Source organism: Leifsonia sp. 466MF, assembly GCF_900100265.1.
Classification (GTDB): domain Bacteria; phylum Actinomycetota; class Actinomycetes; order Actinomycetales; family Microbacteriaceae; genus Leifsonia.
This window is the reverse complement of the sequence record NZ_LT629696.1, coordinates 3,959,452-3,984,502: the sequence shown is the minus strand read 5'-3', so window position 1 is coordinate 3,984,502 and position 25,051 is coordinate 3,959,452. Positions and strand designations below refer to the sequence as shown.

26 protein-coding genes are annotated in these 25,051 nt (G+C 69.6%); 8 read left to right on the top strand and 18 right to left on the bottom strand.

Going from position 1 to position 25,051, the window contains the following annotated elements; translation table 11 throughout:
- Window positions 1-53: 53 nt before the first annotated feature.
- Entirely contained in the window at window positions 54-941 is an 888-nt protein-coding gene (locus BLR91_RS19155; RefSeq protein ID WP_020076354.1) for a DNA-methyltransferase, read from the bottom strand.
- Between the two features lie 31 nt (window positions 942-972).
- On the opposite strand from BLR91_RS19155, the gene BLR91_RS19150 reads away from it, so the two are divergent.
- Window positions 973-1,851 (top strand): hypothetical protein, encoded by an 879-nt coding sequence (locus BLR91_RS19150; protein WP_089878915.1) that lies wholly within the window; start codon window positions 973-975, stop codon window positions 1,849-1,851.
- A 154-nt stretch (window positions 1,852-2,005) separates the two neighbouring features.
- Here BLR91_RS19150 and BLR91_RS19145 read toward each other — a convergent pair whose 3' ends face one another.
- Complete coding sequence (locus BLR91_RS19145; protein WP_018192647.1) at window positions 2,006-2,482, bottom strand: ATP-dependent zinc protease family protein; 477 nt, start codon at window positions 2,480-2,482, stop codon at window positions 2,006-2,008.
- Window positions 2,483-2,508: 26 nt separating this feature from the next.
- Between BLR91_RS19145 and rimK the strand changes: the two genes are divergently transcribed.
- Window positions 2,509-3,735 carry a 30S ribosomal protein S6--L-glutamate ligase gene (rimK, locus tag BLR91_RS19140; RefSeq protein ID WP_018192648.1) on the top strand — a complete coding sequence of 409 codons (1,227 nt, stop codon included), beginning with the start codon at window positions 2,509-2,511 and terminating at the stop codon, window positions 3,733-3,735.
- A gap of 18 nt (window positions 3,736-3,753) precedes the next feature.
- Here rimK and BLR91_RS19135 read toward each other — a convergent pair whose 3' ends face one another.
- On the bottom strand, window positions 3,754-4,329 hold the full coding sequence (locus tag BLR91_RS19135; protein WP_089878919.1) for a helix-turn-helix domain-containing protein: 576 nt from the start codon (window positions 4,327-4,329) through the stop codon (window positions 3,754-3,756).
- 66 nt (window positions 4,330-4,395) lie between these two features.
- On the opposite strand from BLR91_RS19135, the gene BLR91_RS19130 reads away from it, so the two are divergent.
- Complete coding sequence (locus tag BLR91_RS19130) at window positions 4,396-5,370, top strand: NAD(P)/FAD-dependent oxidoreductase (RefSeq protein WP_089878923.1); 975 nt, start codon at window positions 4,396-4,398, stop codon at window positions 5,368-5,370.
- Here BLR91_RS19130 and BLR91_RS19125 read toward each other — a convergent pair.
- Together BLR91_RS19125 and BLR91_RS19120 are read right to left on the bottom strand one after the other, a co-directional pair.
- On the bottom strand, window positions 5,342-6,301 hold the full coding sequence (locus tag BLR91_RS19125; protein ID WP_089878926.1) for a PrsW family intramembrane metalloprotease: 960 nt from the start codon (window positions 6,299-6,301) through the stop codon (window positions 5,342-5,344). The two genes, BLR91_RS19130 and BLR91_RS19125, sit on opposite strands and share 29 nt — an antisense overlap.
- A gap of 98 nt (window positions 6,302-6,399) precedes the next feature.
- Window positions 6,400-6,963, bottom strand: a complete 564-nt coding sequence (locus tag BLR91_RS19120; protein WP_089878930.1) for a TetR/AcrR family transcriptional regulator — start codon at window positions 6,961-6,963, stop codon at window positions 6,400-6,402.
- A 106-nt stretch (window positions 6,964-7,069) separates the two neighbouring features.
- On the opposite strand from BLR91_RS19120, the gene BLR91_RS19115 reads away from it, so the two are divergent.
- Entirely contained in the window at window positions 7,070-7,975 is a 906-nt protein-coding gene (locus tag BLR91_RS19115) for an SDR family oxidoreductase (RefSeq protein ID WP_089878933.1), read from the top strand.
- A 4-nt stretch (window positions 7,976-7,979) separates the two neighbouring features.
- Here BLR91_RS19115 and BLR91_RS19110 read toward each other — a convergent pair whose 3' ends face one another.
- From BLR91_RS19110 to BLR91_RS19085, 6 genes are all read right to left on the bottom strand, one after another.
- Window positions 7,980-9,593, bottom strand: coding sequence for an amino acid permease (locus tag BLR91_RS19110; protein ID WP_089878937.1), 1,614 nt, complete (start codon window positions 9,591-9,593; stop codon window positions 7,980-7,982).
- 58 nt (window positions 9,594-9,651) lie between these two features.
- Window positions 9,652-11,085 carry a glutamate decarboxylase gene (locus BLR91_RS19105; RefSeq protein ID WP_020076345.1) on the bottom strand — a complete coding sequence of 478 codons (1,434 nt, stop codon included), beginning with the start codon at window positions 11,083-11,085 and terminating at the stop codon, window positions 9,652-9,654.
- Window positions 11,086-11,264: 179 nt separating this feature from the next.
- Complete coding sequence (locus BLR91_RS19100; protein WP_089878940.1) at window positions 11,265-11,621, bottom strand: META domain-containing protein; 357 nt, start codon at window positions 11,619-11,621, stop codon at window positions 11,265-11,267.
- A gap of 109 nt (window positions 11,622-11,730) precedes the next feature.
- Window positions 11,731-12,441: an esterase/lipase family protein gene (locus BLR91_RS19095; protein WP_172823239.1), complete on the bottom strand. Its 711-nt coding sequence runs from the start codon at window positions 12,439-12,441 to the stop codon at window positions 11,731-11,733.
- Window positions 12,438-13,211, bottom strand: coding sequence for an alpha/beta fold hydrolase (locus tag BLR91_RS19090; RefSeq protein WP_089878943.1), 774 nt, complete (start codon window positions 13,209-13,211; stop codon window positions 12,438-12,440). The genes BLR91_RS19095 and BLR91_RS19090 overlap by 4 nt, the downstream gene beginning before the upstream one ends.
- Window positions 13,212-13,260: 49 nt before the next feature.
- On the bottom strand, window positions 13,261-14,475 hold the full coding sequence (locus tag BLR91_RS19085) for a zinc-dependent alcohol dehydrogenase (protein WP_089878947.1): 1,215 nt from the start codon (window positions 14,473-14,475) through the stop codon (window positions 13,261-13,263).
- A gap of 146 nt (window positions 14,476-14,621) precedes the next feature.
- Between BLR91_RS19085 and BLR91_RS19080 the strand changes: the two genes are divergently transcribed.
- From BLR91_RS19080 to BLR91_RS19075, 3 genes are all read left to right on the top strand, one after another.
- The gene (locus tag BLR91_RS19080; RefSeq protein WP_018192659.1) at window positions 14,622-15,023 is read left to right on the top strand and encodes a ChaB family protein; all 402 of its coding nucleotides are present in this window, start codon (window positions 14,622-14,624) and stop codon (window positions 15,021-15,023) included.
- 2 nt (window positions 15,024-15,025) lie between these two features.
- Window positions 15,026-15,199 carry a hypothetical protein gene (locus BLR91_RS20235; RefSeq protein ID WP_020076342.1) on the top strand — a complete coding sequence of 58 codons (174 nt, stop codon included), beginning with the start codon at window positions 15,026-15,028 and terminating at the stop codon, window positions 15,197-15,199.
- 65 nt (window positions 15,200-15,264) lie between these two features.
- On the top strand, window positions 15,265-16,203 hold the full coding sequence (locus BLR91_RS19075; protein ID WP_089878950.1) for a helix-turn-helix domain-containing protein: 939 nt from the start codon (window positions 15,265-15,267) through the stop codon (window positions 16,201-16,203).
- On the opposite strand, the gene BLR91_RS19070 is transcribed toward BLR91_RS19075, so the two are convergent.
- From BLR91_RS19070 to BLR91_RS19040, 7 genes are all read right to left on the bottom strand, one after another.
- Window positions 16,200-17,378, bottom strand: coding sequence for an MFS transporter (locus BLR91_RS19070; protein ID WP_089878953.1), 1,179 nt, complete (start codon window positions 17,376-17,378; stop codon window positions 16,200-16,202). The two genes, BLR91_RS19075 and BLR91_RS19070, sit on opposite strands and share 4 nt — an antisense overlap.
- Window positions 17,379-17,382: 4 nt before the next feature.
- Window positions 17,383-18,219: a carbohydrate ABC transporter permease gene (locus tag BLR91_RS19065; protein ID WP_089878957.1), complete on the bottom strand. Its 837-nt coding sequence runs from the start codon at window positions 18,217-18,219 to the stop codon at window positions 17,383-17,385.
- The gene (locus BLR91_RS19060) at window positions 18,213-19,211 is read right to left on the bottom strand and encodes a carbohydrate ABC transporter permease (RefSeq protein WP_231918994.1); all 999 of its coding nucleotides are present in this window, start codon (window positions 19,209-19,211) and stop codon (window positions 18,213-18,215) included. The genes BLR91_RS19065 and BLR91_RS19060 overlap by 7 nt, the downstream gene beginning before the upstream one ends.
- The gene (locus tag BLR91_RS19055) at window positions 19,208-20,530 is read right to left on the bottom strand and encodes an ABC transporter substrate-binding protein (protein WP_089878961.1); all 1,323 of its coding nucleotides are present in this window, start codon (window positions 20,528-20,530) and stop codon (window positions 19,208-19,210) included. Before BLR91_RS19055 ends, BLR91_RS19060 begins: the two co-directional genes overlap by 4 nt.
- 242 nt (window positions 20,531-20,772) lie before the next feature.
- On the bottom strand, window positions 20,773-21,867 hold the full coding sequence (locus BLR91_RS19050; protein ID WP_089878964.1) for a LacI family DNA-binding transcriptional regulator: 1,095 nt from the start codon (window positions 21,865-21,867) through the stop codon (window positions 20,773-20,775).
- A gap of 35 nt (window positions 21,868-21,902) precedes the next feature.
- Window positions 21,903-22,826: a PfkB family carbohydrate kinase gene (locus tag BLR91_RS19045; RefSeq protein ID WP_089878969.1), complete on the bottom strand. Its 924-nt coding sequence runs from the start codon at window positions 22,824-22,826 to the stop codon at window positions 21,903-21,905.
- A 10-nt stretch (window positions 22,827-22,836) separates the two neighbouring features.
- Complete coding sequence (locus tag BLR91_RS19040; RefSeq protein WP_089878972.1) at window positions 22,837-23,838, bottom strand: SIS domain-containing protein; 1,002 nt, start codon at window positions 23,836-23,838, stop codon at window positions 22,837-22,839.
- A gap of 286 nt (window positions 23,839-24,124) precedes the next feature.
- Between BLR91_RS19040 and BLR91_RS19035 the strand changes: the two genes are divergently transcribed.
- On the top strand, window positions 24,125-25,021 hold the full coding sequence (locus BLR91_RS19035) for a glucose 1-dehydrogenase (protein ID WP_089878975.1): 897 nt from the start codon (window positions 24,125-24,127) through the stop codon (window positions 25,019-25,021).
- Window positions 25,022-25,051 lie beyond the last annotated feature (30 nt).

The window sequence follows — 25,051 nt, the reverse complement described above, 5'->3', positions numbered from 1 at the left end:
CCACACACGACTCTGAGATTTCCGGACGAACGCCGAGGATCGCGGGGATCCGCTCAGTCGACGAAGCGAACCCCGGGTTCGCAGGCCGCCAGCCGGTCGCGCATGACCGCGACGGCGGCCGGATTGCTGTCCACCAGCACGAAGCGCCGCCCGAGCGCCGAGGCGACCGCGCCGGTCGTGCCACTCCCCGCGAAGAAGTCGAGCACCCAGTCCCCCTCCCGGCTGGACGCCTGGACGATGCGACGAAGCACACCCTCCGGCTTCTGCGTCGGGTACCCGGTCTTCTCGCGGCCGGTCGGCGACACGATGGTGTGCCACCAGACGTCCGTCGGCAGCTTGCCGAGCTGCGCCTTCTCCGGTGTGACGAGCCCCGGCGCCATGTACGGCTCACGCTCGACCGCGGCATTGTCGAAGTGGTACGCCGACGGGTTCTTCACGTAGACGAGGATCGTGTCGTGCTTGGCCGGCCACCGGTTCTTCGGCTTCGCACCGTAGTCGTAGGCCCAGATGATCTCGTTGAGGAACGACTCCCGGCCGAACAGCGCATCCAGCAGCACCTTGGCGTAGTGCGACTCGCGGTAGTCGAGGTGGAGGTACAGCGTCCCGTCGTCGGCCAGCACCCGCCAGGCCTCGATCAGTCGCGGCTCCAAGAAGCCCCAGTAGTCCTCGAAGCGGTCGTCGTAGCTGAGCAGGTCGCCCTTGATGCGCTCGTAGCTGCGCCCCTTGAACCCGATCACGCTGCCGGCGCCGCCCTCGGAGCGCACCGACGTGAGCGTCTGCCGCGCCTGCGGCCGCCCGGTGTTGAAGGGAGGATCGAGGTAGATCAGGCGGAAGGACGCGTCCGGCAGGGCCGCCAGCACCTCCAGGTTGTCGCCCTGCACGACCGTGCTGGGCGCATCCGGATGCCACAGCGGTTGGGCTGCGGGAGCGGGCTGCGACATGCGACCATTCTCGCAGCGGAGAGAATGGACTGTGCACAACCTCGGCCTCCTCTTCGACGTCGACGGGCCCATCGCGAGTCCCGTCACCCGCACCATCGCCATCCGCAGCATCGTCACCGACCTGGTGGCGATGGCCGCCGCGGGCGTCCCGATCGCGTTCATCACCGGGCGGTCGGGCGATTTCATCCGCAACCAGGTGGTGACGCCGCTGTGCGACGCGGGCCTCGGCGATGCCCTCGACCAGCACGGCGCGCGGATGTTCGGCGTGTTCGAGAAGGGCGGCGCGTGGGCGCCGATCACCGGCGAGGGGATGGGCGAGGTCACCGTGGACGAGACGGTCGCCTTCACGCCCGAGGCGGTCGACGCGGTCCGCCGGCTCGTGCGCGACCGCTTCGCCGACACCATGTTCTTCGACGAGACCAAGCGCGCGATGATCTCGGTCGAGCAGCGCACCGACGTGGATGCGGACACCTACGCCGAGGCCCAGTCGCGTTTCCAGGACGCCGCCTTCGACGCGCTGACCGGCCTCGGGGTCGGCCTGCGCTACGGCGACCGGGAAGCCCGCGACGCCGACGGCGCTGTGCCGTACCGGATCGACCCGACCATCATCTCCACCGACATCGAGTCGGTGCTGCTCGACAAGGACCGCGGCGCGCAGCGCGCCTTCGACTACTTCGCGGCGCGCGGACCGCTCCCCCGCCGCTGGCGGTCGGTGGGTGACTCGCGCAGCGACTACAAGATGGCGGACTTCGTGCACGACGCAGGCTACGAGGTGGCCCACGTGGATGTGCGGCCCTCCGACGGCGTGCTCGAGCGGCCGTACCAGGTGATCACGATCGGCGACGCCATCCACGACGACGCGGGCGCCGAGTTCCTGGCCCACTGGAGGCGCGAACTCGGTCTGGACTGAGCGCCGCGCCTCGCCGTCCGCGAGATTTGCGCCAAATCTCCGTTATGGGGCGATCAAAACCGAGATTTGCGCCAAATCTCCGTTATGGGGCCGTCAAAACCGAGATTTGCGCCAAATCTCGCGACAGCCGGGGGGAGACGCGGGTGGCCGCGCGTCAGGCGAGCTCGCGGCCGCGGTTGCGGCGGCGGATCTCTCGCGGCGCCCGGCCGCCGAGGAAGGAGCGCGCCGGGTCCACCATGAAGCCCTGGCGGAGCGCCTCGCGCCCGACCAGCATCCGGAAACCCATCTGGTCGCGGTTGGTCAGCGTCGTCTCCGCGGTCACCGGGCGGCCGCCGAGAACCAGGTCGAGCAGCACGACGATCCGCTCCTCCGTGTGACCGGACGAGCTGCGCACCACGCGGCGGTCGTGCACCGCGCACTCGGCGGTGACCGCATCCCGATCGGAGTCCTGCCACGGCTGCACCCGGAACCGCACCCGATCGCCCGGCAGCTCCTCGATGTCGAAGGCGTGCAGGGACGAACTGCGGGCTCCGGTGTCGACCTTCACCTTGATCCACGGCACGCCGATGCCGGGAAGGCTCACCCACTCACGCCAGCCGACCGTGTCGGTGGTTGGATGGAGGTCGGCCATTCCCCCATCTTTGCAGGAGCCCTCCCGTGAAACTCGCCATCCTCTCGCGCGCCCCGCACGCGTATTCGACGCAGCGGCTGCGCTCGGCGGCCGAGAACCGCGGTCATACGGTCAAGGTGCTCAACACGCTCCGGTTCGCGATCGACCTCTCCGGCGACGAGCCGGACCTGCAGTACCGGGGCCGGCTGCTGTCCGACTACGACGCGATCCTGCCGCGCATCGGCAACTCGATCACCTATTACGGCACCGCCGTCGTGCGGCAGTTCGAGCAGATGGATGTGTACACGCCGAACACCGCGAACGGCATCACGAACTCGCGCGACAAGCTGCGGGCGACGCAGATCCTCTCGCGCCACAACATCGGGATGCCGCGCACGGCGTTCGTGAACAGCCGCGCGGACGTGCGCATGGCGATCGAGCGCGTCGGCGGTGCGCCCGTCGTGATCAAGCTGCTCGAGGGCACGCAGGGCATCGGCGTCATCCTGGCCCCGGAGGCGAAGATCGCGGAGTCGATCATCGAGACGCTGCACTCCACGAAGCAGAACGTGCTCATCCAGAGCTTCATCGCCGAGAGCCGCGGGCGCGACATCCGCGCGCTCGTGGTCGGAGATCGGGTGGTGGCCGCGATGCGGCGCGTGGCGAGCGGGGACGAGTTCCGCTCCAACGTGCACCGCGGCGGCACCGTCGAGAAGGTCGCACTGACTCCCGAATTCGAGGAGGCGGCGGTGCGGTCGGCGCAGATCATGGGACTCCGCGTCGCCGGCGTCGACATGCTGGAGGGCAAGGACGGCCCGCTGGTCATGGAGGTCAACTCCTCGCCGGGGCTCGAGGGCATCGAGCGGGCGACCGGACTGGATGTGGCCGGCGCGATCATCGACTTCATCGACAACCAGGTGGCGTTCCCCGAGATCGATGTCCGTCAGCGTCTCACCGTCTCGACCGGCTACGGAGTCGCCGAGCTGCTCGTGCACACCAACGCGGACCTCGTCGGCAAGACCCTCCGCGACTCCGGTCTCGGCGACCGCGATATCTCGGTGCTCACCCTGCACCGGGGCGCGTCCGTCATCCCGAACCCGCGCAGCGGCGTCGTCCTGGAGGCGGGCGACCGGCTGCTCTGCTTCGGGCGGCTGGAGGAGATGCGGTCGATGATCCCGGACCGCCGCAAGCGCCGGGCCAAGGTGCGCAAGCTGCCGAAGGAGGCCCAGGAGGCGCTGACCGAGAGCGAGACCGCACCCGTCGCCGCGACGGAGTAAGAGCGAGCGACGGTGCTGCTATGCCGCCGCCGTCGTGCGGGCGCGCACGTGCGCCCGTTCGCCCTGCGACCCGAACAGCGACACCAGTTCGACCGCGCCTCCCGGCTCGGCCCCGAACCAATGCGGCACCCGCGTGTCGAACTCCGCCGCCTCCCCGGGCTCGAGCACGACCTCCTCGTCGCCGAGCAGCAAGCGGAGCCGGCCGCTGAGCACGTAGAGCCACTCGTACCCCTCGTGGGTACGCTGCCGCGGGACGGCGCGAGCACGGGGCGGTATGACGATCTTGTAGGCCTGCAGTCCCGTCGCGTGCCGGGACAGCGGCAGAAGTGTCATCCCCTCGCAGTCGATCGGCCGGGCACGCACCCGCGGGTCTGAGGGCGGCGTCCGGACGAGCTCGTCGAGCGTTGTGCCGTACACGCGCGCCAACGGCAGCAGAAGTTCGAGAGTCGCCTTGCGGCGGCCGGACTCCAGGCGGCTCAGCGTGCTGGTGGAGATGCCGGTGGTCTGCTCGACCTCGGCGAGTGTGAGGCCGCGGTCGGTGCGCAGGCTGCGCAGCCGGGCCCCGGCGGCCGCGATGGCGTCTTCGGTGTCCATGGGATCATTTTGCCATTTCGGCAAGAATATTTGCCATCCCGGCGGGCCGGCGTCGACACTGGCTGCATGACGGACCAGTGGGATCAGCAGGACGAGATGGTGGACGCCGTGGTGATCGGCGGCGGTGCGGCGGGACTCAACGGCGCACTCATGCTGGCGCGCTCGCGGCGGGAGGTGCTCGTGATCGACTCGGGGTCGCCCCGCAACGCTCCGGCGGACGGCGTGCACGGTCTTCTCGGCCGTGAGGGGATGCCGCCGGCGGAGCTGCTGCGGATCGGGCGCGAGGAGGTCCGGCGTTATGGCGGACGCATCCTCGACAGCGAGGTGACGGATGCGGTGCGCTCGGGCGACGGATTCGTCGTGACCCTCGGCGACGGACGCACCGTCGGGGCACGCCGCCTGCTGGTCGCGACCGGGCTGCGGGATGTGCTCCCCGACATCCCGGGCCTCGCCGAGCGCTGGGGACGCGACCTCGTGCACTGCCCGTACTGCCACGGCTGGGAGGTCCGCGACCGGGCCATCGGAATCGTCGCGACCGGCGACGGATCGGTCCACCAGGCACTGCTGTTCCGGCAGCTCTCGGATGACGTCGTATACCTCGCGAACGATCACGACCCCGACGAAACCGCGCGGGCGCGATTCGACGCGCTGGGTGTCCCGATCGTCGAGGGGCACATCGCCGCCGTCGAGACGACCGACGATCGCATCACCGGCGTCCGGCTGGACGACGGCACGCTGGTCGCGCGGGAGGTGCTCGCCGTCGGCTCACGTATGGAGGCCCGCACGCACGGCCTCCAGTCCCTGGGTCTGCGCCGCGTCGAGCTGCCCGGCGGGATGGGCACCAGCATCGAGGCGGACGAGTTCGGCCGAACAGGTGTGCCCGGGGTGTGGGCCGCGGGCAACGTCGCCGACGCCAAGGCGCAGGTCGGCGCCGCCGCAGCCGCCGGCGCGCTGGCCGGCGCCCAGATCAACGCGGAACTCGCGCTGGAGGACGCCGACCGCGCGGTGGCGCTCAGACGGTCGGCTGCCGCGGGCCGCTGACGGGCTGCTCGACCGCCCGCAACCGCTCGGCGCGGCGGTAGTGCCGCAGCACGAGCCAGAGGGTCAGGATGCCGCCGGCCGCGACGACGATCAGCACGACGATGTAGAGGATGCCGGCCAGCGCGGTCACGGCCGACGCGGTCTGGGCGCTGAGACCGCCGGCCGTGGTGAGCTCCTCGACCGCGCGACCGTTCGCGAGCAGGGCGATGACGGCCGCCAGATCGCTCGCCGAATCCCAGAGCCCGTGCAGGATGGCCACGCCGACGTAGGTCACGACGATCCAGATCGAGAATCGGAAGCGGTCGCGTCCCCGCGCCGCGCCGAACAGCACGGCACCGAGCACCGCCGTCCAGAGCACATGGCCGACCGGCGCGAGGATCGCGCGGAGCACCTCGGTCTGCAGCAGTGAGACCAGGTCGATGCCGCGCGCCGTGATCGCCGCATTGAAGGCGTACCCGGCCGACTCGAACGCGGCGAAACCCGCTCCGACGGTCGCACCGAGCAGAGCGCCCTGGGTGGCCGTCTTCGGCACGACCCGCCAGCCGATGATGACCAGCAGGATGCCCTTCACCAGCTCCTCGATGAGGCCGACCAGCAGATACAGCCAGTAGCTCTGGTGCAGGTTCACCTCGAGCAGCGAGGCGCCGAGCACGCCGAAGATCCCGCCGATGAAGAAGGCGAGCACCAGTTGCAGCGAGCTGACGCTGCCGCTCACGCGCTCGATGGCGAAGAGGACGACGCAGAACGGGACGAGGAAGCTCCCGAGGAGGATGAGCGTCGGGATGAGGTTGGTGTTGCCGGTGACGATCGTCACGACGATCGTCAGGATCCACAGCGCCAGGCCCGTGAGCAGCGTCTTCCACCACCAGCCGTGATGGTGGTGCGGGTGCGGCGCTGCTTCGGGCCGGTCCGTCCACGTCTGTGCTGCCATCCGACTCCCCTTCGCTCGATGCCGCGCCGCCCGCTGACAGTGCGATCATCTTCCCACTGCGGCGGCTCTACGCCAGGGCTCCGGCTCGCCGACAGGGCTCAGGCGAGGGAGCGGAAGCGTGCGACACCCTCGGCGACGAGGTCGCGGAGGTCGAGCGGTTCGTCGGAGGCGATCCAGCGTTCGAAGGCAAGGCGGAACGCGGCCATCGCGGCCTCGGCGGCGACGGCCGCCTCGTCCGGCTCGAAGCCGCGCTCGACCAGAGCGGAGGCGGACGCGGAGGTGACGGTCGCGAGCTTCAGCAGCTCGCGCTCCTGAAGGCTCGCGTTCGCCGCGATGACGGCCGCGCGTCGGCGTGCGAACGTCGGGTCGGGACTGCTCTGGAGGAACGCTGCCGCGGCATCCATCCCCGCGGCGGCGGCGGCCAGCGCGGTCGTGGCCTCCGTGTGGTCCGCGATGGCCGAGAGCACCGTCTGCTGGAACGCGGCGGACCCGGCGAAGAGCACCTCGCGCTTGTCGGCGAAGTGACGGAAGAACGTTCGCTCGGTCACGCCTGCGCGGGCGGCGATGTCGGCGACCGTTGTCTGCTCGTATCCCGGGTCGAGGTAGAGCTCGAGCGCGGCGCGCCCGAGACGTCCCTGCGCATCCGGCTCCCAGCGTCCCATGTGTCCAGTGTAGTGATGACAGTTGCTGACATGAGTGCTACGCTGACGTCAGTCTCTGACATCAGCGGTCGATCGATCGGGAAGAGACGAGCGAAAGGAGCACATCATGCGTGTATTCATCACCGGGGGATCGGGCTGGATCGGATCAGCCGTCGTCCCCGAACTCCTCGCCGCCGGCCACGAGGTCCGCGGGCTGGCCCGGTCGGACGCGTCCGCCGCACGCCTCCGCGCCGCGGGCGTCGAACCGGTCTCCGGCGGGTTGACCGACCTGGACGTCCTGCGCGACTCCGCCGCCGCGGCCGACGCCGTCGTCCACCTCGGCTACAACCACGACTTCAGCGACCAGGCGGGAGCGGGTCGCGCGGAACGCGCCGCCCTCGAGACCTTCGGAGACGCCCTGGAGGGCAGGGATGCGCCCCTGCTGTTCGCCTCCGGTGTCGCGTTCGTCGCGCCCGGCCAGATCGCGACCGAAGACGACCTCGCGCCGTTCTCCGGGCCGGACGCCCCGCGCGGAGGAGCGGAGGAGCTGGCGTTCGGGTTCGTCGACCGCGGCATCCACCCGGTCGCCCTGCGCTTCGCTCCGACCGTCCACGGCGCCGGCGACCACGGCTTCACCGCCGAGTTGGTGCGCGTCGCACGCGAGAAGGGCGTTGCCGCCTATGTGGGCGACGGGTCGAACCACTGGCCCGCCGTGCACCGGGGGGATGCCGCCCGCCTGGTCGCCCGCGCCCTGGAGAACGCCGGAGCCGCGACCGTCGTGCACGCGATCGGCGAGCAGGGGGTGCGCACCCGCGACATCGCCGAGGCGATCGGCGCCGGGCTCGGCCTCCCGGCCGTGTCGATCGACCCTGCCGACGTGGAGGCGCATTTCGGGTGGATCGGGCGGATCTTCGCCCTCGACCTCCAGGCCTCCAGCGCACTCACGCAGCGCCGGTTCGACTGGGCGCCGACCGGCCCGACCCTGCTGGAGGACCTGGCCGCCGGCTCCTACTTCGCCCGCGCCGCGGCCTGACCTCTCACGGGCCTCGAGGCGGAGAGGGCGGGGACGAGGACGACGAGGAGTCGGCGGGCGGGTTCACGAGGACGTCGTCGAAGGTCGCCTTCTCCGCCGCGGTGCGCTGGTCCCAGCCGGGACGCCGCGCCGCGTAGAAGATCAGCGGAGGGACGCCCAGCAGGATGACGATCACCGCGACGAGCGCCGGGTACGCCCATCCCGGCGCGCCCGCCGCGAAGCCCTCCGGCGGCACGAACCCGAGCGCGAACGCGGCCAGGCAGGCGAGGAAGCCGATCGTCGCGATCAGCCCCATCGCCGGCGTGCGGTAGCTGCGTGTGACGTCCGGGTGGGTGCGGCGGAGCCGCATCGCGGCCGCGAACATCATCATGTACATGATCAGGTAGAGCGCCGCGGCCATGTCCACCAGCAGGATGAACGCGGTGTTGATGTTCGGCACGAAGATGAACAACGCCGCGAGCAGCGTGACCACGATGCCCTGCACGTTCAGGATGCCGACCTGCACGCCCGCCTTGTTCCGCCGCTGCAAGAACGTGGGCAGGTAGCCCGAGCGCGCCGCCGCGAGCAGACCGCGCGACGGCCCGGCGATCCAGGTGACAACGGAGGCGAACGCGCCGAGCGCGATCAGCAGGGAGATGAGCGGGGTCGCCCACGACATCCCCCACGTGTCGAAGTAGGTCTGGAACGCGAGGTTGATGCCGGTGGTGAGCCCGAGCTCGGACGACGGAACAGCCACCGCGATCGCGATCGTCGGGAAGATGAAGATCCCGAGGATGAGGATCGACGCGATGAGCACCGTCTTCGGGTAGCCCTTGCCCGGGCTCTTGAGGTCGTTCGCGTGGACGGCGTTGACCTCCATGCCGGCGTACGCCAGCACGTTCGAGACGATCAGCACGATGGAGGCGATGCCGGTGAACGGCGGGATGATCGCCGACGCCTCCAGCGGCGTCTCACTGGGCTGTCCCGTCCCGAGCCAGATCGCGCCGAACACGATCAGCAGGACGCCCGGGAAGATCGTGCCGGCGAGTCCCGACCACGACCCGACCTTCGCGAACAGGTTGCCGCCGCGCAGGGTGATGAACGTCGAGAACCAGTAGATGACGAGGATCACGATCGCCGTGTAGAGGCCGGAGTTCGCCAGGTTCGGGTCGAGGAACACGAACGCCAGCGACGCCGCGATGAACGCGATCTGCGTCGGGTACCAGACGACGTTCTGCACCCACTGGAGCCAGATCGCCTGGAAGCCCCAGCGTTCGCCGAACGCCAAGCGCACCCAGGTGAAGACGCCGCCCTTCCAGCCCGTGGCGAGCTCGGCGGCGACGAGCGCCACCGGGATCAGGAAGAAGATCGCCGGGATGATGAACAGCGTCACCGAGCCCAGTCCGTATCCGGCCATGGCGGGGAGGCTGCGCAGGGACGCGACGGCGACGACGGTGAGCATCGCCAGCTGGGTGATGCTCATGAACGTGCGCGCCGTCGTGCCCGGCGACCCGATCGCCGGCTTGTGCGGCACGGAGCCGAAGGGATGCGGTTTGACGTGGTCGGGTCCGGGCGCCGGTGTGCCGTCCGCCCGCGTGTAGTCCGTCGCGGACTTGTTCGGCTCGCTCGTTGCGGTCATGGTCTTCTCCCGCTCGTGTGAGGCGCGCTGCGCCGGGGTCTCGATCGCGTTCCGGCGATCAGTGGGTGAAGGAGGCCGTCTGGCCTTCCAGCGGCATCGGCCCCTCGAGCTGGTCGAGGTACGCGACGGCCTCTTGGATGTCGCCGATCAGCGACTCCGCCAGGTTGCGGCTCAGCCCGTTGCGCACGACGATGCGCTGCACGGTGAGGTCGCTGATGTCGTCGGGCATCGGGTAGGCGGGGATGAGCCATCCCTTCAGTCGCAGGCGCTCCGACAGGTGGTACAGGTTCCAGTTCTCGGTGTGCCCCTTCTTCAGCTGCCAGGCGAAGACGGGGATGTCGGAACCGTCGTTCCACAATTCGAAGGCGGGCATCTTCGCGATCTCCCCCGAGAGGTAGAGCGCGACATCCTGCGACGCCTTCTGCACGCGGTAGTAGCCGTCGAACCCGAGCCGCAGGAAGAGGTAGTACTGCAGCAGCACCTGCGCGCCCGGGCGAGAGAAGTTCAGCGCGAACGTCGGCATGTGCCCGCCGAGGTAGGTGACGTCGAACACCAGGTCGGAGGGGAGGTCCTCCACCGTGCGCCAGACCACCCACCCGAGCCCCGGGTAGACCAGGCCGTACTTGTGGGCGGACGTGCTGATGGAGACGACCCGATCGACGCGGAAGTCCCACTCCAGCTGCGGCTGCAGGAAGGGCGCGATCATCCCGCCCGAGGCGCCGTCGACGTGGATCTTGATGTCGAGCCCGGTGTCCGCCTGGATGCGGTCCAGGGCCTCGGAGATCTGCGCGACCGGCTCGTACATCCCGGTGTAGGTGACGCCCATGATGGCGACGACGCCGATGGTGTTCTCGTCGACGTACTTCTCGAGCTCGTAGCCGTCGAGGACCTTGTGGTCGAGGCTGATCGGCACGTACCGGGCTTCGACGTCCCAGTAGTTGCAGAACTTCTCCCAGCAGACCTGAACGGCGCTGGAGAGCACCAGGTTCGGCTTCTCGGTCGACTTGCCCTCGGCCCTTCTCGCCTGCTGCCAGCGGCGCTTCAGCGCGAGGCCGCCCAGCATGCACGCCTCCGACGAGCCGATGGTGGAGGTGCCGATCGCCTTCTCCGGGTCCGGCGCGTTCCAGAGTCCCGCGATCATCTTCCAGCAGCGGGTCTCGATCGCCGCGGTCTGCGGGTACTCGTCCTTGTCGATCATGTTCTTGTCGGCGGACTCGGCGTACAGCCGCGCGGCGTGATCGTCCATCCAGGTACCCACGAAGGTGGCCAGGTTGAGGCGGGCGTTGCCGTCGAGCATCGACTCGTCGTGGACGATCTGGTACGCGGTCTCGGGCAGCGACTCGTTGTCGGGGATGCGGTCCACCGGCAGATCGGTACTCTCGCCCGGCCGGGCGAAGATCGGGTTGAGCTGGGTCCGGTCGCTGGTGCCGGTGTAGGCGGTGGAGGGCGACTGCGACGCCTTCGCCCGCTCCTTCGACTCTGAGATGGTCATTCGCTTCACTCCTCGGACGGCGCGGGCACCGGCTCGCGCAGTGGACGTTCGCTTGTACGTCGTCCGGCCGGCCGATCCGTGACCGCGCCGAACAGCGTCACCGTAACGAGGGCGTGATTCGCGGCGATAGACAGTTCTCGCGGCTTTTCCGGATCAGCCGGCGGCCCCGCCGGACGGGCTCAGGAGCCGGATCGCTTCAGCGTTCCGATCGTGGAGCCGCCGTCGTCGAGGACGGTCATCGTGTCGCCGGAGACGTTGCCCGTCGCGGCCTTGCCGAGCCAGGTGTCCACGTCCGCGCAGGCCATGAGGGTGGATGCGATCGGGCCGAAGGTGATCTCGTCGCCGTCGATCTGGCCCTTGCCCGAGAGCGTGTTGCAGCCGTCGGAGCCGGAGAAGGTGCCGTCGTTCTCGATGTCGAGGTTCGGCTGCCCTGCCGAGGTGGAGCCCCACCGACCCACGACCGCTTGCCCGCTCGGCGTGCCGGCGCACCCGGCGAGCAGCAGGACCGCGGCGGCCACCGCGCTCAGACGTTGCATCCGTCGGTGGCTCAGCATGATCCCTCCCCGCTTTCTGGGCGCCAGGGTAGCGCCGGTGCCGCCGCGCGCGACAGGGGGAATCGGGCGCGGCGCGGCGCTCGATCCGGGGTCAGTCGGCGGCTCGGTCGTCGGCGACGGCAGTCGGGGACAGCACCTCGTCGACGATGGCGAGCAGCTCGGGCCGGGCGAGGATGCGGAAGTGTCCGCCGACGTCCAGCTCGATGTTGCGGGCGCCCTCGAGCCTGCTTCCGGCGGGGACGTGCGGGTCGAACCATCCCCAGACGGAGATGATCTGGGCGTTCACCGCGCGGTTGAGCGCGAGCCGGACGAGTCCGGGAGACGACGGCATCAGTGCGCGGACGCTCGAGATCGGGATGAATCGGGCGAGCGACGACCCGCCGAACGGCGTGGCCACGGCGACGGTGGTGCGGATGCGCGGACCCGAGTCCGGCATCCCCATCAGGTATTTGGCGATCAGGCCGCCCTTGCTGTGCGCGACGATGACGACATCCGTGAGGTCCTGCTCGTCGAGGTGACGCTGCACGAGCGCGGCGGCCTCCGGTACGGACATCCGGTTGTCCTCGAGCGCGGTGACGACGTGCACGGGGTGGCCGGACGCGTGGATGTGCTGGGCGAGCGGGCGGAGGAAGCGCCACGTCTCGAAGATGCCGGGGATGAGCACGACGGGCGAGCGCGAGCCCTCGTCGGCCACGAGCGCGTCCGGGTTGCTGCGGTCGAACGCGGCGCGCAGCTGGTGACGGCCGGCGTACAGCCAGTCGAGCGCGAGCACGCCGGCACGGCGCAGAACGGTGCGCCTCATCCCGGCACCCGCACCAGCTGCGAGATCAGGGCGGCCGTACGCCAGGGCGCGCCGTGCATGACCAGGTGGGCGACGGAGGGGACGCGCGCGGCCGTGCCGCCGGACCGCTTCGCCAGCTCGGCGACCCACTCGTCGCGAGCGATCGGGTCGCGGGCGCCGCGGACGACGACGACGGGTACGGTCGTGTGCTCCAGCTCCTCTTCGGTGCGGAATTCCAGCATGGCGGGCAGCGTAGCGAGATACCAGGCCGGTCCGCAGTGCAGGTAATCGCCGATGACGAGGCGGTTGCCGCGGGTGTCCTCCCGCAGGGTGTCGATTCCGAGCAGGACGCCGGCCTTCACCGCGTTGCGATCCTGCGGTGCCATGACCGGGCCGAGCAGCGCGAGGCCGCGCACGAGGTCCGGCCGTCGGGCTGCCAGGCACACCGCGATCTGGGTACCCATCGAGTGGCCGACCACGACGGCGTCGGTGATGCCGGCGTCGTCGAGGAGGGCGGCGACGGAGTCCGCGAACTCCGCGATGGAGAGCCCGCGTCCCGGACGGAACGGCTTCGCCTTGCCGAACCCGGGCAGGTCGAGGGCGACGACACGCCCCTCCTCGGCGAGCGCCGGCACCAGCCGCTCGAAATAGCGCGAACTGACCCCGATGCCGTGCACGAGCACGAAGACGGGAGCCGTCGGCTCCGCGTGCTGCGGGGCCGGGCGCTGCGGACCGGTGTCGACCGTGACGACGGCGCGGGGCGGGAGCGGAGGCGTCAGGTCGTCGGTCACCTCACCACGCTACCCGCGCCGCCTCGGGCCGTGCGCCGACGGCCCGGCCTCACACCGTCGGCTCGAGCACCGTCTTCAGCCAGCCCTCCTCGCGGCGGTCGAAGCTCTCGTAGGCCTGCAGCGCATCCACCACGCCGACCTCCTGCGTGATGAACCGCGTCGGGTCGAACAGGCCGGCCGCGACGAGGTCGATGAGCGGCGGGGTGACCGCGCGGTGGTTGCAGTTGCCCATCCGCACCGTGAGGTTCTTGTTCATCGCGGCGCCGATCGGGTAGTGCGTCAGCTGCGGCGAGTAGACGCCGATGATGCCGATCCGCCCCGCCTTCGCGACCGATTCCACCGCCCACTGCGAGACGAGCGTCGGGGCGTCGCCCGGCACCCAGAGGTCGCCCTGCGGGTTCGTCTCCGGGGCGACCTCCTGCTGCGCTTCTTCGAACTCCGCCGCCTGCTCCTGCGCCTGCTCGGCGGCCGGACCGCTCTTCGGGCGCTGCGCATCCACTCCGACCGCATCGATCACCGCATCGACGCCCGCACCACGGGTCAACTCGAGGATCGCGTCGACCGGTGCCTCGGAGTTGAAGTCGATGACCTCTGCGTTCTGTTCCAGAGCCTGCGCGAGCCGCGTCTGGATGCCGTCGACGGCGAACACCCGGCCGGCGCCCTGACGGAAGGCCGACGCGATCGCCAACTGACCGACGATGCCTGCGCCGAAGACGGCGACCGTGTCGCCCCGCTTCACCCCGGCGAGCTCCGCGCCGAACCACGCGGTAGGGAAGATGTCGGAGAGCAGGATGGCCTGCTCGTCGCTGACCCCCTCAGGAAGCGGGATGAGGGTGTGCTGCGCCCAGGGCACCCTCGCGTACTGTGCCTGCAGCCCGTTCACCGGCCCCGTCGTCTCCGGGCCGCCGAAGAAGGAGGTGCCGGCCGCAGGACCGTTCGGGTTGGCGACATCGCACTGCGCGGTGTTCCCGGCGCGGCACTGCGGGCAGACCCCGCACGAGATGGTGGAGCAGACGATCACGCGGTCGCCGGGCGAGAAGCCGCGCACCGCATCCCCCACGTCCTCGACCACGCCGACGGCCTCGTGACCGAGCACCGTACCGGGTTTCATGCCGGACATGGTGCCGCGGACCATGTGCAGGTCGGTGCCGCAGATCGCGCTGGTCGTGATGCGCACGATCGCGTCGGTGGGTTCTTGGATGGTCGGGTCCGGTACGTCGTCGAGCCTGATGTCGCCGACGCCGTGCCACACGATCGCCTTCATGTTGTCTCCTCCCGGTTGCGTGTCCAGACTGGCGCGACGGTACGCGCCGCGGGGGCCGACCGAGGACCCGGTTGAAAACCCGGAGGAGTGGGGTAGCTGTGGAGAAGTACTAGCCCCGACGGCAGCGGAAGGAGTACCACAGGACCATGCCCGCATCGCAGGAGCTGCCCTCCACCCTCGAGCGTTCGGAGAAGCACGCCCAGGCCCTCTGGTCGAAGGCGCACGACTCGGCGGTCGAGGAGTACGGCGAGGGCGAACGGGCGCACCGAACCGCCTTCGCCGCACTCAAGCACGAGTACGAGAAGGTCGGCGACCACTGGGAGCGCAAGGCCGAGAACGGGCCGTCCGACCGGAAGGCGGCCGGCGGCCGCGACACGGACGCACCGACCGAGGAGGGCGTGGACGCGAACGCGTCGAAGGCGCACCTGCTCGAGATCGCCAAGCGCCTCGACATCTCGGGCCGCACGCGCATGACGAAGGACGAGCTGATCGACGAGATCAAGCGCGCCAATCGTCGCGAGACGGCGGCCAAGCGAAAGAAGGGCTAGCAATGGGCGACGTGCTCGCGTTCATCGGATGCTTCATCCTGTTCCTGGTAGGGATCTTCCTCCTCGGGCTCGCCGACACCCTGCCGGCGTGGCAGGGCCTCGTGTTCTTCGCCGGCATCGTCTGCATCGCGCTCTCCTTCGGCATCCCGGTGGGTGTCCTCGGCCATACCGAGTAACGACCACCGCGTCAACCGCCTCCCTCGCCCTCCCTTTCCTCAGGGGGGCGAGGTAGCGTTGGTGGATGGCTGACTTCACGCGCCTGCACAGCCACACCTCCGATCCGGAGGAGGCGGATGCGGCGATGGCCGCAGCCGGAGGCCGGTTCGCCTTCGCTCAGCTGCCGCAGAACGACTTCTCGTTCGACGTCGATCAGGCGATCGATCCGTCGTTCTCTGTCGCGCGCTATGCGATCGGCGGCCAATGGGAGACGTCCGGGGACTTCGACGACGTCGTCATCGTGAACGTCAAGACCGACGTGTACCGCTGGGACATCGACGGCGAGCGGGGCTTCGGCGCGCGGTCGCCCTTCCTGATCCGGCCGGGTCACGACTTCACCTGCTTCGCCGAGGACAGCGACGTCGTCAACATCTTCCTGTCGCCGCAGACGCTCAGCGACGTGGCGGCCACCGCCCTGGGGCATGAGGGCCCGGTCGTGTTCGACTCGGCGCAGACGCGGAGCCCGAAGCACGCGGAGTACATGATGACGGCCGCGACGGTCGCCGCCGAGTACATGGAGTCGGGCACGTTCCGGCACCCGCTGGTGCGCGCGAGCCTGTTCCACACACTGTCGCTCGCCGCCCTCAACTGCTTCTCGCTGAGCACTGATCCCCGGGAGCAAGCACAGACGCCCACCGCGCAGCTGGAGTCGTACCGTCGGGCGGTCGGGTTCATCGAGGACTACGCGTCCCTGCCCATCACGGTGACGGACATCGCTGGGGCGGCCGGGGCCACCATCGCTCAGCTTCATGCCGCGTTCCGCACCCACGCTGGGACGACGGCCCAGGGATACCTGCAGCAGGTGCGGCTGTCGGCGGCGCACACCGAGCTCCAGGTCTCCGACCCGGCGACCACCGACCTCGCCGACCTCGCCGGCCGCTGGGGTTTCGCCGACCTCGACCGCTTCGCCCGCCGCTACCGCGAGGCATACGGAATGCATCCCGCGGTGGCGCTGCAGGACTAGGCCCGCGGCTCATCACCGGCCGTGTGCTCACGGGCGGGTCGCAGACCGGGTGAGAGCGGGAGCAGCGCGGCGACCACGGATGCAGCGGTCGCCGCGACGAACGGGTCCCCGGGGCCGAGCGCATCCCCGAGCACCCCCGCGACCGCAGTGCCGGTCGCTCCCCCGACGAGCCCCGCCGTGTTGAGCCAGCCGAAGGCCTCCGGGGTCGCGGTCTCCGGAAGAGCGGATGAGACCATGGCGTAGAGGGCGGCCAGCGACGGCGCGAAGCCGAGCCCCGAAAGGAACAGCACGCCGTAGAGCAGGGGGATGCCGGGGACCAGTCCGGCCGCCGCCGTCGCGACGGCCACACCACCGAGCACGGCCGCCAGACTCCTCGTCCCGAAGCTCCGGTGACCGAACGCGATCCCTCCGATCAGCGACCCCAGGCTCGACACGGCGATCGCCAGCCCGGCGAGGATGCCATGGCCGTCGAAGCGCGCCACCAGCGCGATCTCGAGCGCGGCGAACGACGCGATCAGGGCGAAACTCGTCGCGGCGGCCAGGCGAACGGACCGCGTCAGCAGCACGGTGCCGGGGCGCGTCCTGCTGCGCGGCAGCCGGACGCCCGCGATGTGCGGGGCGAGCAGGAACCAGACCGTGCCGCCGAGCGTCACCAGCGCGGCGAGCACGAGCGGCGCCTGCGTCGACACCGCGCCGCTGAGCAGTGTGGCGACCACCGGTCCGGTGATCCAGATCAGCTCCTGCGCGGAGGTGTCGAGGGCGAACAGCGCCGGGACCGTCCGGCGGGGCACGAGCCGAGGGTACAGCGCGCGCACCACCGGCATGAGCGGAGGAACGGACGCGCCGATCACGGCCCCGAGCGCCACCATCAGGACGGGTTGTGGTGGCCCGAACGCGAGCAGCAGCATCCCTGTGGCGTTCAGCAGGGCGGCTACCAGCACCGGTGGCCGGATGCCCAGCGCCCCGACCGATCGGCTGACAAGCGGCATGGCCACCGCCTCGCCGACGCTCACCGACGCGACGACGAGCCCGGCCAGCGCATAGGAGCCGCTCGCGTGCCGTACGTGCAGCAGGACGGCGAGCGACAGCATCCCGAGCGGGAAGCGCGCCACCAGCTGCGAGACCGTGACCCGAAGGACGCCGGGGACGCGGACGAGCTCGAGGTACGTCCGCACCCCGCTACTTGCCAACGCCGCCGGCGAGACCGCGCACGAAGTAGCGCTGGCACACGAAGAACAGGATCACCATGGGCAGAGCGGCCATCACCATCCCCGCGAACACGACCGGGTACTGCGTGCCGTTCTTCGACATCATGTCCGCGAGGCCGACCGGAAGAGTCTGCACGCCCGTCCCGCTGGTGAAGATCATCGCGAACAGGTACTCGTTCCAGTTCTGCAGCACATTGAGGACGATCGTGGTCGCGACGATCGGCATACTCATCGGCAGGATGATCCGCCAGAAGGTCGCCGCCCGCGAGGCGCCGTCGATCGACGCGGCCTCATCCACCTCGCGCGGCAGGTCGAGCATGTAGGCGCGCATCAGGAAGACGGTGAACGGGATGCGGAACGCCGTGTACAGGATCAGCAGACCGAAGAAGGTGTCGTACAGACCCCATGCCTGGAACAGCTTCACCAGCGGGATGAGCGCGACCGTCGGCGCCAGCATCAGGCCGGCGAGCACGATCACGGTGAAGGTGCGGTTGAGCGGGATGTTCACCCGCGTCAGCCCATAGGCCGCCCATGCACTGATCAGCTCGGTGATGAGCGTCGCCAGGACGGTCAGCGACACGCTCGTGAGCACGAAGTCGCCGACGCCCTGGTTCCAGGCCTTGGCGAAGTTCTGCCACAGCCACTCGGTTGGGAGCGCGAAGGGGTTGCCGAAGAGCTCGGCGTTGGTCTTCAGGGCGTTGGTCACCATCCACAGCAGCGGGTAGAGGACCACGACGACGAGGGCCAGCAGCAGAACCCAGACCAGGGCGCTGCGCGACCAGCGGCCGAGACGGGCGAGGACTACCATTCCACTCTCCTCTTGCGCGAGTAGGCCAGCTGGGCGGCGGCCAGCAGCAGCGTGATGACGAAGATCGCCACGCCGATCGCGGCCGCAGAACCGAAGTCGTTGGTGACGAATCCCGCGTGGTACAGCCATGTGCCGAGCACTTGGCTGGAGTTGTTCGGGCCGCCGCTCGTCATCACCATGACCTCGTTGAACACCTGGAAGGCGCCGGAGATGGTGACGATCATCATCAGCCCGGTCATCTCGCGCACCAGCGGCAGCGACACCTGGAAGAAGCGGCGGATCGGGCCGACGCCGTCGAGATTGGCGGCCTCGTACAGCTCCTGCGGGATGCGCTGGAGCGCCACCGAGAACAGCAGGACGCTGTAGCCGAAGCCCTGCCACTGGCTCATCGCGATGATCGCGAAGATCGCCGTCCCCTCGTGCCCGAGCCACGCCTGCGAGAACTGCCCCAGCCCGACGTTGTCGAGGAAGACGTTCAGCATGCCGGTCTGCGGCTGGTAGATGAAGTAGAACAGGAGGCCGGCGACGGTCAGCGAGATCGCCGACGGGATGAAGTAGATCGCCCGGAACGCCTTGCGCCAGCGCTCACTCCGTACGCTCTCGACGATCGCGGCGAGGACGAGAGCCCCGAACACCTGGAACACGATCGAGAGCACCGCGTACCAGGTGTTGTTGCCGAGCGCCTTCCAGAAGATCGGGTCCTGGGCGAGGTCGGCGTAGTTGTCGACGCCGACGAAGGTCTGGTCGCCGCTGTAGATGTTCCACTTCAGGAAGCTGAAGACGACGTTCTGGATCAGCGGCCAGTAGACGAACACGGCCAGAACGGCCAGCGCCGGGATGAGCCACACCAGTCCACGCCAGCGCGCGGAGCCCCGCCGGGCCGCACGCGGGGCCATGTCGCCCGGAGCCGGGGCCGTGCGGCCGCGACCCGAGCCCGGGAGGGACGGGGTGCGCGGCCGCACGGCCGGCTGAGGCGCCTGCGTCGTGGTCATTTCGCCTTCTCGGACGCCTGTCGCACGGCCTTCAGCGCGGCCTCGGGGGTGAGGCTGCCGGAGACGAGGCCCTCGGAGACGGAGACCCAGGCGTCGCCGACGTCGGGCACGTTGGCCATGTCCAACCACACGACCGTCGACTTCGCGTCGTTCACGAGCTTCGTGCCCTCCGCCACGGCGGGGGTCGCGATCTGGTCGGTCACCACATCCTTCACCGCGCTCGGCTGACCGTAGGGCGGCGACGACAGGGTGGTCGCGTTCTTCTTGTTCATCACGAACTTCATGAAGTCGAGCGCGAGGGCGGCGTTCTTGCTCTTCTTGTTGATCATGTAGCCCTCCGGAGCCGCTTCGAGCGTCGAGCTGTCGCCCCTCGCGTCGGCGGGAGCCGGGAGCTGGAAGATGCCGAAGCCGTCCTTGCTGAGCTGGCTGTCCTTCGTGTTCACCGAATCGAACTCGATGAGCTCTTGGTAGTACATGGCCGCCTTGCCGGTCGCCTGCTGCTGCTGCGCGGTCGTGTAGGTGACGCCGTTGGAGTTGGAGGCGTCGCCGGTGCACTGGGCGACGAGCTCCTGGAACTGCTTCATGCCCTCCACGTAGCCGTCGTCGGTGTACTTCGCCGTCTTCGGCAGCAGGTCGGCTTCGAGCGTCTTCTGCGGAACGTCATAGGCGAACAGCTGACCCAGGTAGTGGAGGCCCGGCCAGCCGTCCTTGTTGCCGAAGGCGATCGGGACGATGCCGGCCGCCTTGATCGTCGAGCAGTCGGAGATGAGCTCGTCGAGCGTCTTCGGCACGTCGAGGCCGAGGTCGGCGAAGATCTTCTTGTTGTAACCCATGAACTTGCCGTCGACGTACTGCGGGATGCCGTAGTACTTGCCGTCGTACTTGAACGCGTTCAGGGAACCCTCGCCGAATGTGTCGCCCCAGGTCGTGCCCGGCGCGATGACTGAGCTGAGGTCGACGGCCAGGCCGTTGGCGGCGAAGTTCTCGCCCCAGTTGCCTGCGTAGCTGAAGTAGATGTCCGGCAGCGACTGCGACCCGATGAGGACCTTCTCCTTGTCCTTGATCGCGTTGTCGTCGGTCTCCTGCGCGAGCGTGATCTTCACGTCGGGGTGGAGCTTCGTGTAGTCCTTCACCAGATTCTCGAAGTACGAGCCGAGCGGGTCGCCCGCCGCGGCGGTGAGGATGCTGATGCTGCCGGAGTAGTCCGGCTTCGCGGTGATGTCGGCCGAGCCGCCGCCGCCGGAGGAGCACGCGGTGAGTGCGAGCGCCATGACGCCCGCTGCCGCTGCCGTGATGGTCCTGGTCTTCTTCACGCTCATCTCCCGTCGTGCGGGTCGTGCGGTCGAGGTGTCCGCTGACCCGTCTTTGGATCGTGGGTCGCTCTCGGCGACCGATTGCGACGACTATACGTGATTTTGGTACCGGTATCAACACTGCCCAATCGCGGCACCCCATACCCGGCGCGCGATTTGCGCCAAATCTCAGTTATGGGTCGGCGATAACCGCGATTTGGCGCAAATCGCGTGAGGGAGGGGTGCGGGGGCGGGAGGGAGAGTGAGGGTCAGGCGGGGGGCGGGGCCACGGAGGCGCGCTCGACGAAGTCGGCCTCGAGGACGTGGGTGGCGGTCGGAGCGTCGCTCCCGGCGACCCGCGCCAGCAGACACTCGGCGGTGAGTTCGCCGAGCTGGTGCATCGGCTGGGCGACCACCGACATCGGCGGCGTCATCACGCTCGCCCACGAACTGTCGTCGAAGCCGATCAGAGAGACGTCCTCCGGACAGCTCAGCCCGCGCTGTCGCAGGGCGCGCAGCGAACCGGTCAGCGCATCCGTCTCCGTCGCGAAGATCGCGGTCGGCGGATCCGACAGCGACAGCATCCCGAGCACCGCCCTGGTCGCCTGCGACTCGTTCTTCAGCACGTGCGTCACCAGAGACGTGTCGAACGGGATGCCGGCCAGCTCCAGCGCGTCCAGGTACCCGAGCAGACGCTCGCCGTCACTCCAGAGGGCGTGGTCGATGATGCGCCGCAGGTCGTCGGCGTCCGCGGCCGGCTCCGTCGTGACCGGGCCCCACACGAACGCGATGCGCCGGTGGCCCTTCTCGATCAGCGACATGACGGCCTGACGCGACGCCTCGCGGTTGTTGATGACGACCGCGTCCGCATCCACCGTGTCCACCAGGCGGTCGAGCAGCACCAGCGGGATCTCGCGCTTCGCGACGATGTCGAGGTGCGGCAGCTCGGCGCTGCGTCCCGCCGCCGGCGCCAGCGCGATCCCATCGACCTGCTTGTCGACGAGCACGTCGATCGCGGCCGCCTCCAGCTGCAGGTCCTCGTCCGTGCTCAACACGAGCACGTCGTAGTCGGCCTTGCGGGCCGCGTCCGTGATGCCGCGCAGCACGCCGGCGAAGAACGGGTTGCCGACGTCGGCGAGGACGACGCCCAACGTTCGGGTCTCGCCCGTCGTCATGCTCCGCGCGATCGTGTTGGGCCGGTAGCCGAGCTCCTTCGCGACGGCGAGGATGCGATCCCGCGTCTTCGGGCTCACCGAGCCGTAGCCGCCGAGCGTCCGGGCGACCGTCGCCCGACCGACGCCGGCGGCCGCCGCCACCTCCGAGATCGTCGGCGAGGGAATGCGGTGGTCGCGCTCCGTGGACATCGCCACCCCTTCCTGATCCGGGGCGGCACACGCCCTCAGCCCACGTCGCCCGCCGCCACCGGCGGAAGCGAGCCGACCGCCCTCGTCGCCTCGTCGACTGCGCGCCCGTGACCGAACGCGCCCTCGACCATGCACTGCCGGGCGGCGAACTGCGCCGCACGCCGCATCGACCGATGCAGCGCCGCGCCACCCGGTCGGGCATTCCTGCGCCAGCCGGATCGCAGCAATTCAACCACGAACGCGCTCACGTAGGCGTCGCCGCATCCCATCGTGTCGACGAACGGACCGGGCACGGGCGCCGCGTCGGAGTAGTAGTACGCGTCGCCGTCGAACAGCACGGCGCCGGCATCCCCCTGGGTCCCCAGCACGAGCGACGGGCCGTGCGAGGCGATCCGCCGCAGTTCGGCCCAGGTGTCCGTGCGCGACAGTTCACCGAGCGACACCAGGGCCAGGTCGATCCACGGGCCCACCGCATCCAGGTACTCCCCGGTGCGGTACTCGGGCTCGGACGAGAAGTCGTACGACCGCAGGGTCCGCGTCGCCGCCAGCTTCGGCAGCTCCGGGATGACGCCCGAGTACGCGCTCGAATGGATGAGCGAGAAGCCGGATGCGTAGCGCAGGTCGTCCTCGCCCAGCCGGACCGGATCGCTCAGCGTGACGCCGCCGTGGTTCCACCCGAGGAACCGCCGCTCGCCGTCGACCGTCTCGATCTCGGTCACGCCGTTCGGGCCCTGGCGCACCGAGGACCGCGAGGTGTCGACCCCGCAGTCCTCGATGGCCCGCCGCACGAAGCGCCCCTGCTCATCGTCACCGAACACCCCCAGGTACGCGGCCTCGGCGCCGAGCTGCCGGGCGAACACCGCGACGTTCACGGCGTTCCCTCCCGGGTACTCGACTCCGCGGTCGACGAACCGGTCGACGATGTTGTCCCCGAGACCGAGGACGCGGACCGTGCTCATCGGCGCCCGCTCAGTACGCCACGACGCGGTAGTACCGGCGCAGGTCGAGCGAGTGGTCGCGCACCTGGGCGAGGTGCTTGCTGAAACGGTCGACGACGGCGTCGGCGACGATCGGGGCCAGCAGCCCGCGGAACTCGTCGCTCACGCCCGGGAGCTGGTAGTCCTTGGTGTCGATCACGGTGACGTCGTCGCTGTACTCGTTCGCGAAGGCGATGACGCGGTCGGTGAGCGGGCGGGTCTCATCCTCACCGGCGAAGACCAGGATGCTGGTGTCCTTCTCGATGAGCTCGAGCGAGCCGTGGAAGAACTCCGCGGCGTGGACGCGCGTGGTGGTGAGCCACTGCATCTCCTCGAGGATGCACATCGAGTACAGGTAGGTGAAGCCCCACAGCTGGCCCGATCCGGTCAGGAAGTGGTAGTCGGTGTCGGCGTGCTTCTCGGCGAACGCCTTGCCGATCGGGTCGGCCTGCTCGGTGACCGAGACGAGCGCCTCGGGGATCGCCTCGAGATCCTTCACCAGGCGGTCGTAGCCGTCGAACTCGCCGCGCAGCGAGAGGAGCTTCGCGCCGAAGGTGAGGAACTGGACGTCGAACGGCCACGCCTTCGGGGCGGAGAGGAGCACCTCGTCGACCATCGAGGCGATCGGGCTGTCGGCCTGGCCGGTGAAGCCGACCGTGAGCGCACCCTTCTCGCGGGCGAACTCGACGCAGTCGATGATGTCCTCCGTGGTGCCGGAGACGGAGGCGAAGATCGCGACCGAGTCCGGGCCGAACTGCGGGTCCGGCGCGAGGATGAACTCCTTGCCGATGACGGCGCGCACCGGGAACGACGAGCGCGTCTGGAAGAAGCGCTCGTACGGCAGTGCCGCGGCGTAGGTGCCGCCCGCGCCGATGAAGTAGATGTTCTTCCAGCGCCCGGCACTGACGCGCTCGGCCAGCTCCTCGATCTGCGATCGCAGCGCGACGGTGCTGCGCACCTGCTCCAGGAATTCCTCTTCGTTGAAGCCCAGCATGTGTCTCCCTCCACCGATCCGTTTTGGTACCGGTATCAATTCGTCTCAATCGTGACACAGCCCAGGTCCATCCGCAACACCCCTGCCCCTCTCCCCCTCGTCTCCTCCCTGCCCGCCCTTTCCCCCTTCGCCGAAGTGCACGTAGTTGCGGTCGACACGCCGTGGAGGTGCGCAACAACGTGCACTTCGACGAAGGGGGGAAGGGGGAGGGGGAGGGGGGCGTACCCCGGGATGTGGGAGCGCGCAGCCCCCTGGACGCACGCGCGTGCGGTGATTGCGTGGGGGTATGCCAGAGAACCAGTACACCTTCGACAACCCTGTGGACCGCTACCCCAGCATCTCGCCTGACGAGGAGCAGGTGCCCGAGCCGGGTCTCGAAAGCGACCTGAGCCCGCGCGCCGACCTGGGCGAGGACAGCTACGTCGGCACCGGCCGCCTGACCGGCCGCAAAGCGATCGTGACGGGTGGCGACTCCGGGATCGGCGCCGCCGCCGCGATCGCGTTCGCGCGCGAGGGCGCCGACGTTGCGCTCGTCTACCTCCCGGAGGAGGAAGAGGATGCGCAGCGCATCGCCGGTCTCATCCGCGACGCCGGCCGCACGGCCGTCACCATCCCGGGCGACCTCAAGGAGCGCGCCTTCAGCGACGAGATCGTGAAGCGGGCGCTGGATGAGCTCGGCGGCATCGACATCCTGGTCAACAACGCCGGGAAGCAGATCGCCACGGAGAGCCTCACGGACATCCCCGACGACCAGTTCGACCACACGATGAAGACCAACGTCTACGCGATGTTCTGGCTGACGCGCGCGGCGCTACCGCACCTCCCGGCGGGCGCGACGATCATCAACACCACGTCGATCCAGGCGTACCAGCCGGGCGAGCAGCTCGTCGACTACGCGACGACGAAGGCTGCGATCAACGCCTTCACGAAGGCTCTCGCCCAGCAGCTCGCGCCGAAGGGCATCCGCGTCAATGCGGTGGCACCTGGACCGATCTGGACGCCACTGCAGGTCAGCAAGGGACAGCCGGCCGAGGCGATCCCCGAGTTCGGGCAGCAGACGCCGCTCGGACGCCCGGGCCAGCCCGCCGAACTCGCGCCCGCGTACGTCTTCCTCGCGTCGCCGGAGTCGAGCTACGTGATCGGCGAGACGCTGTCGGTGACGGGCGGCATGCCCACCCCGTGACCGATGGCGCCGGGGCCGTGGCGCCGCGCG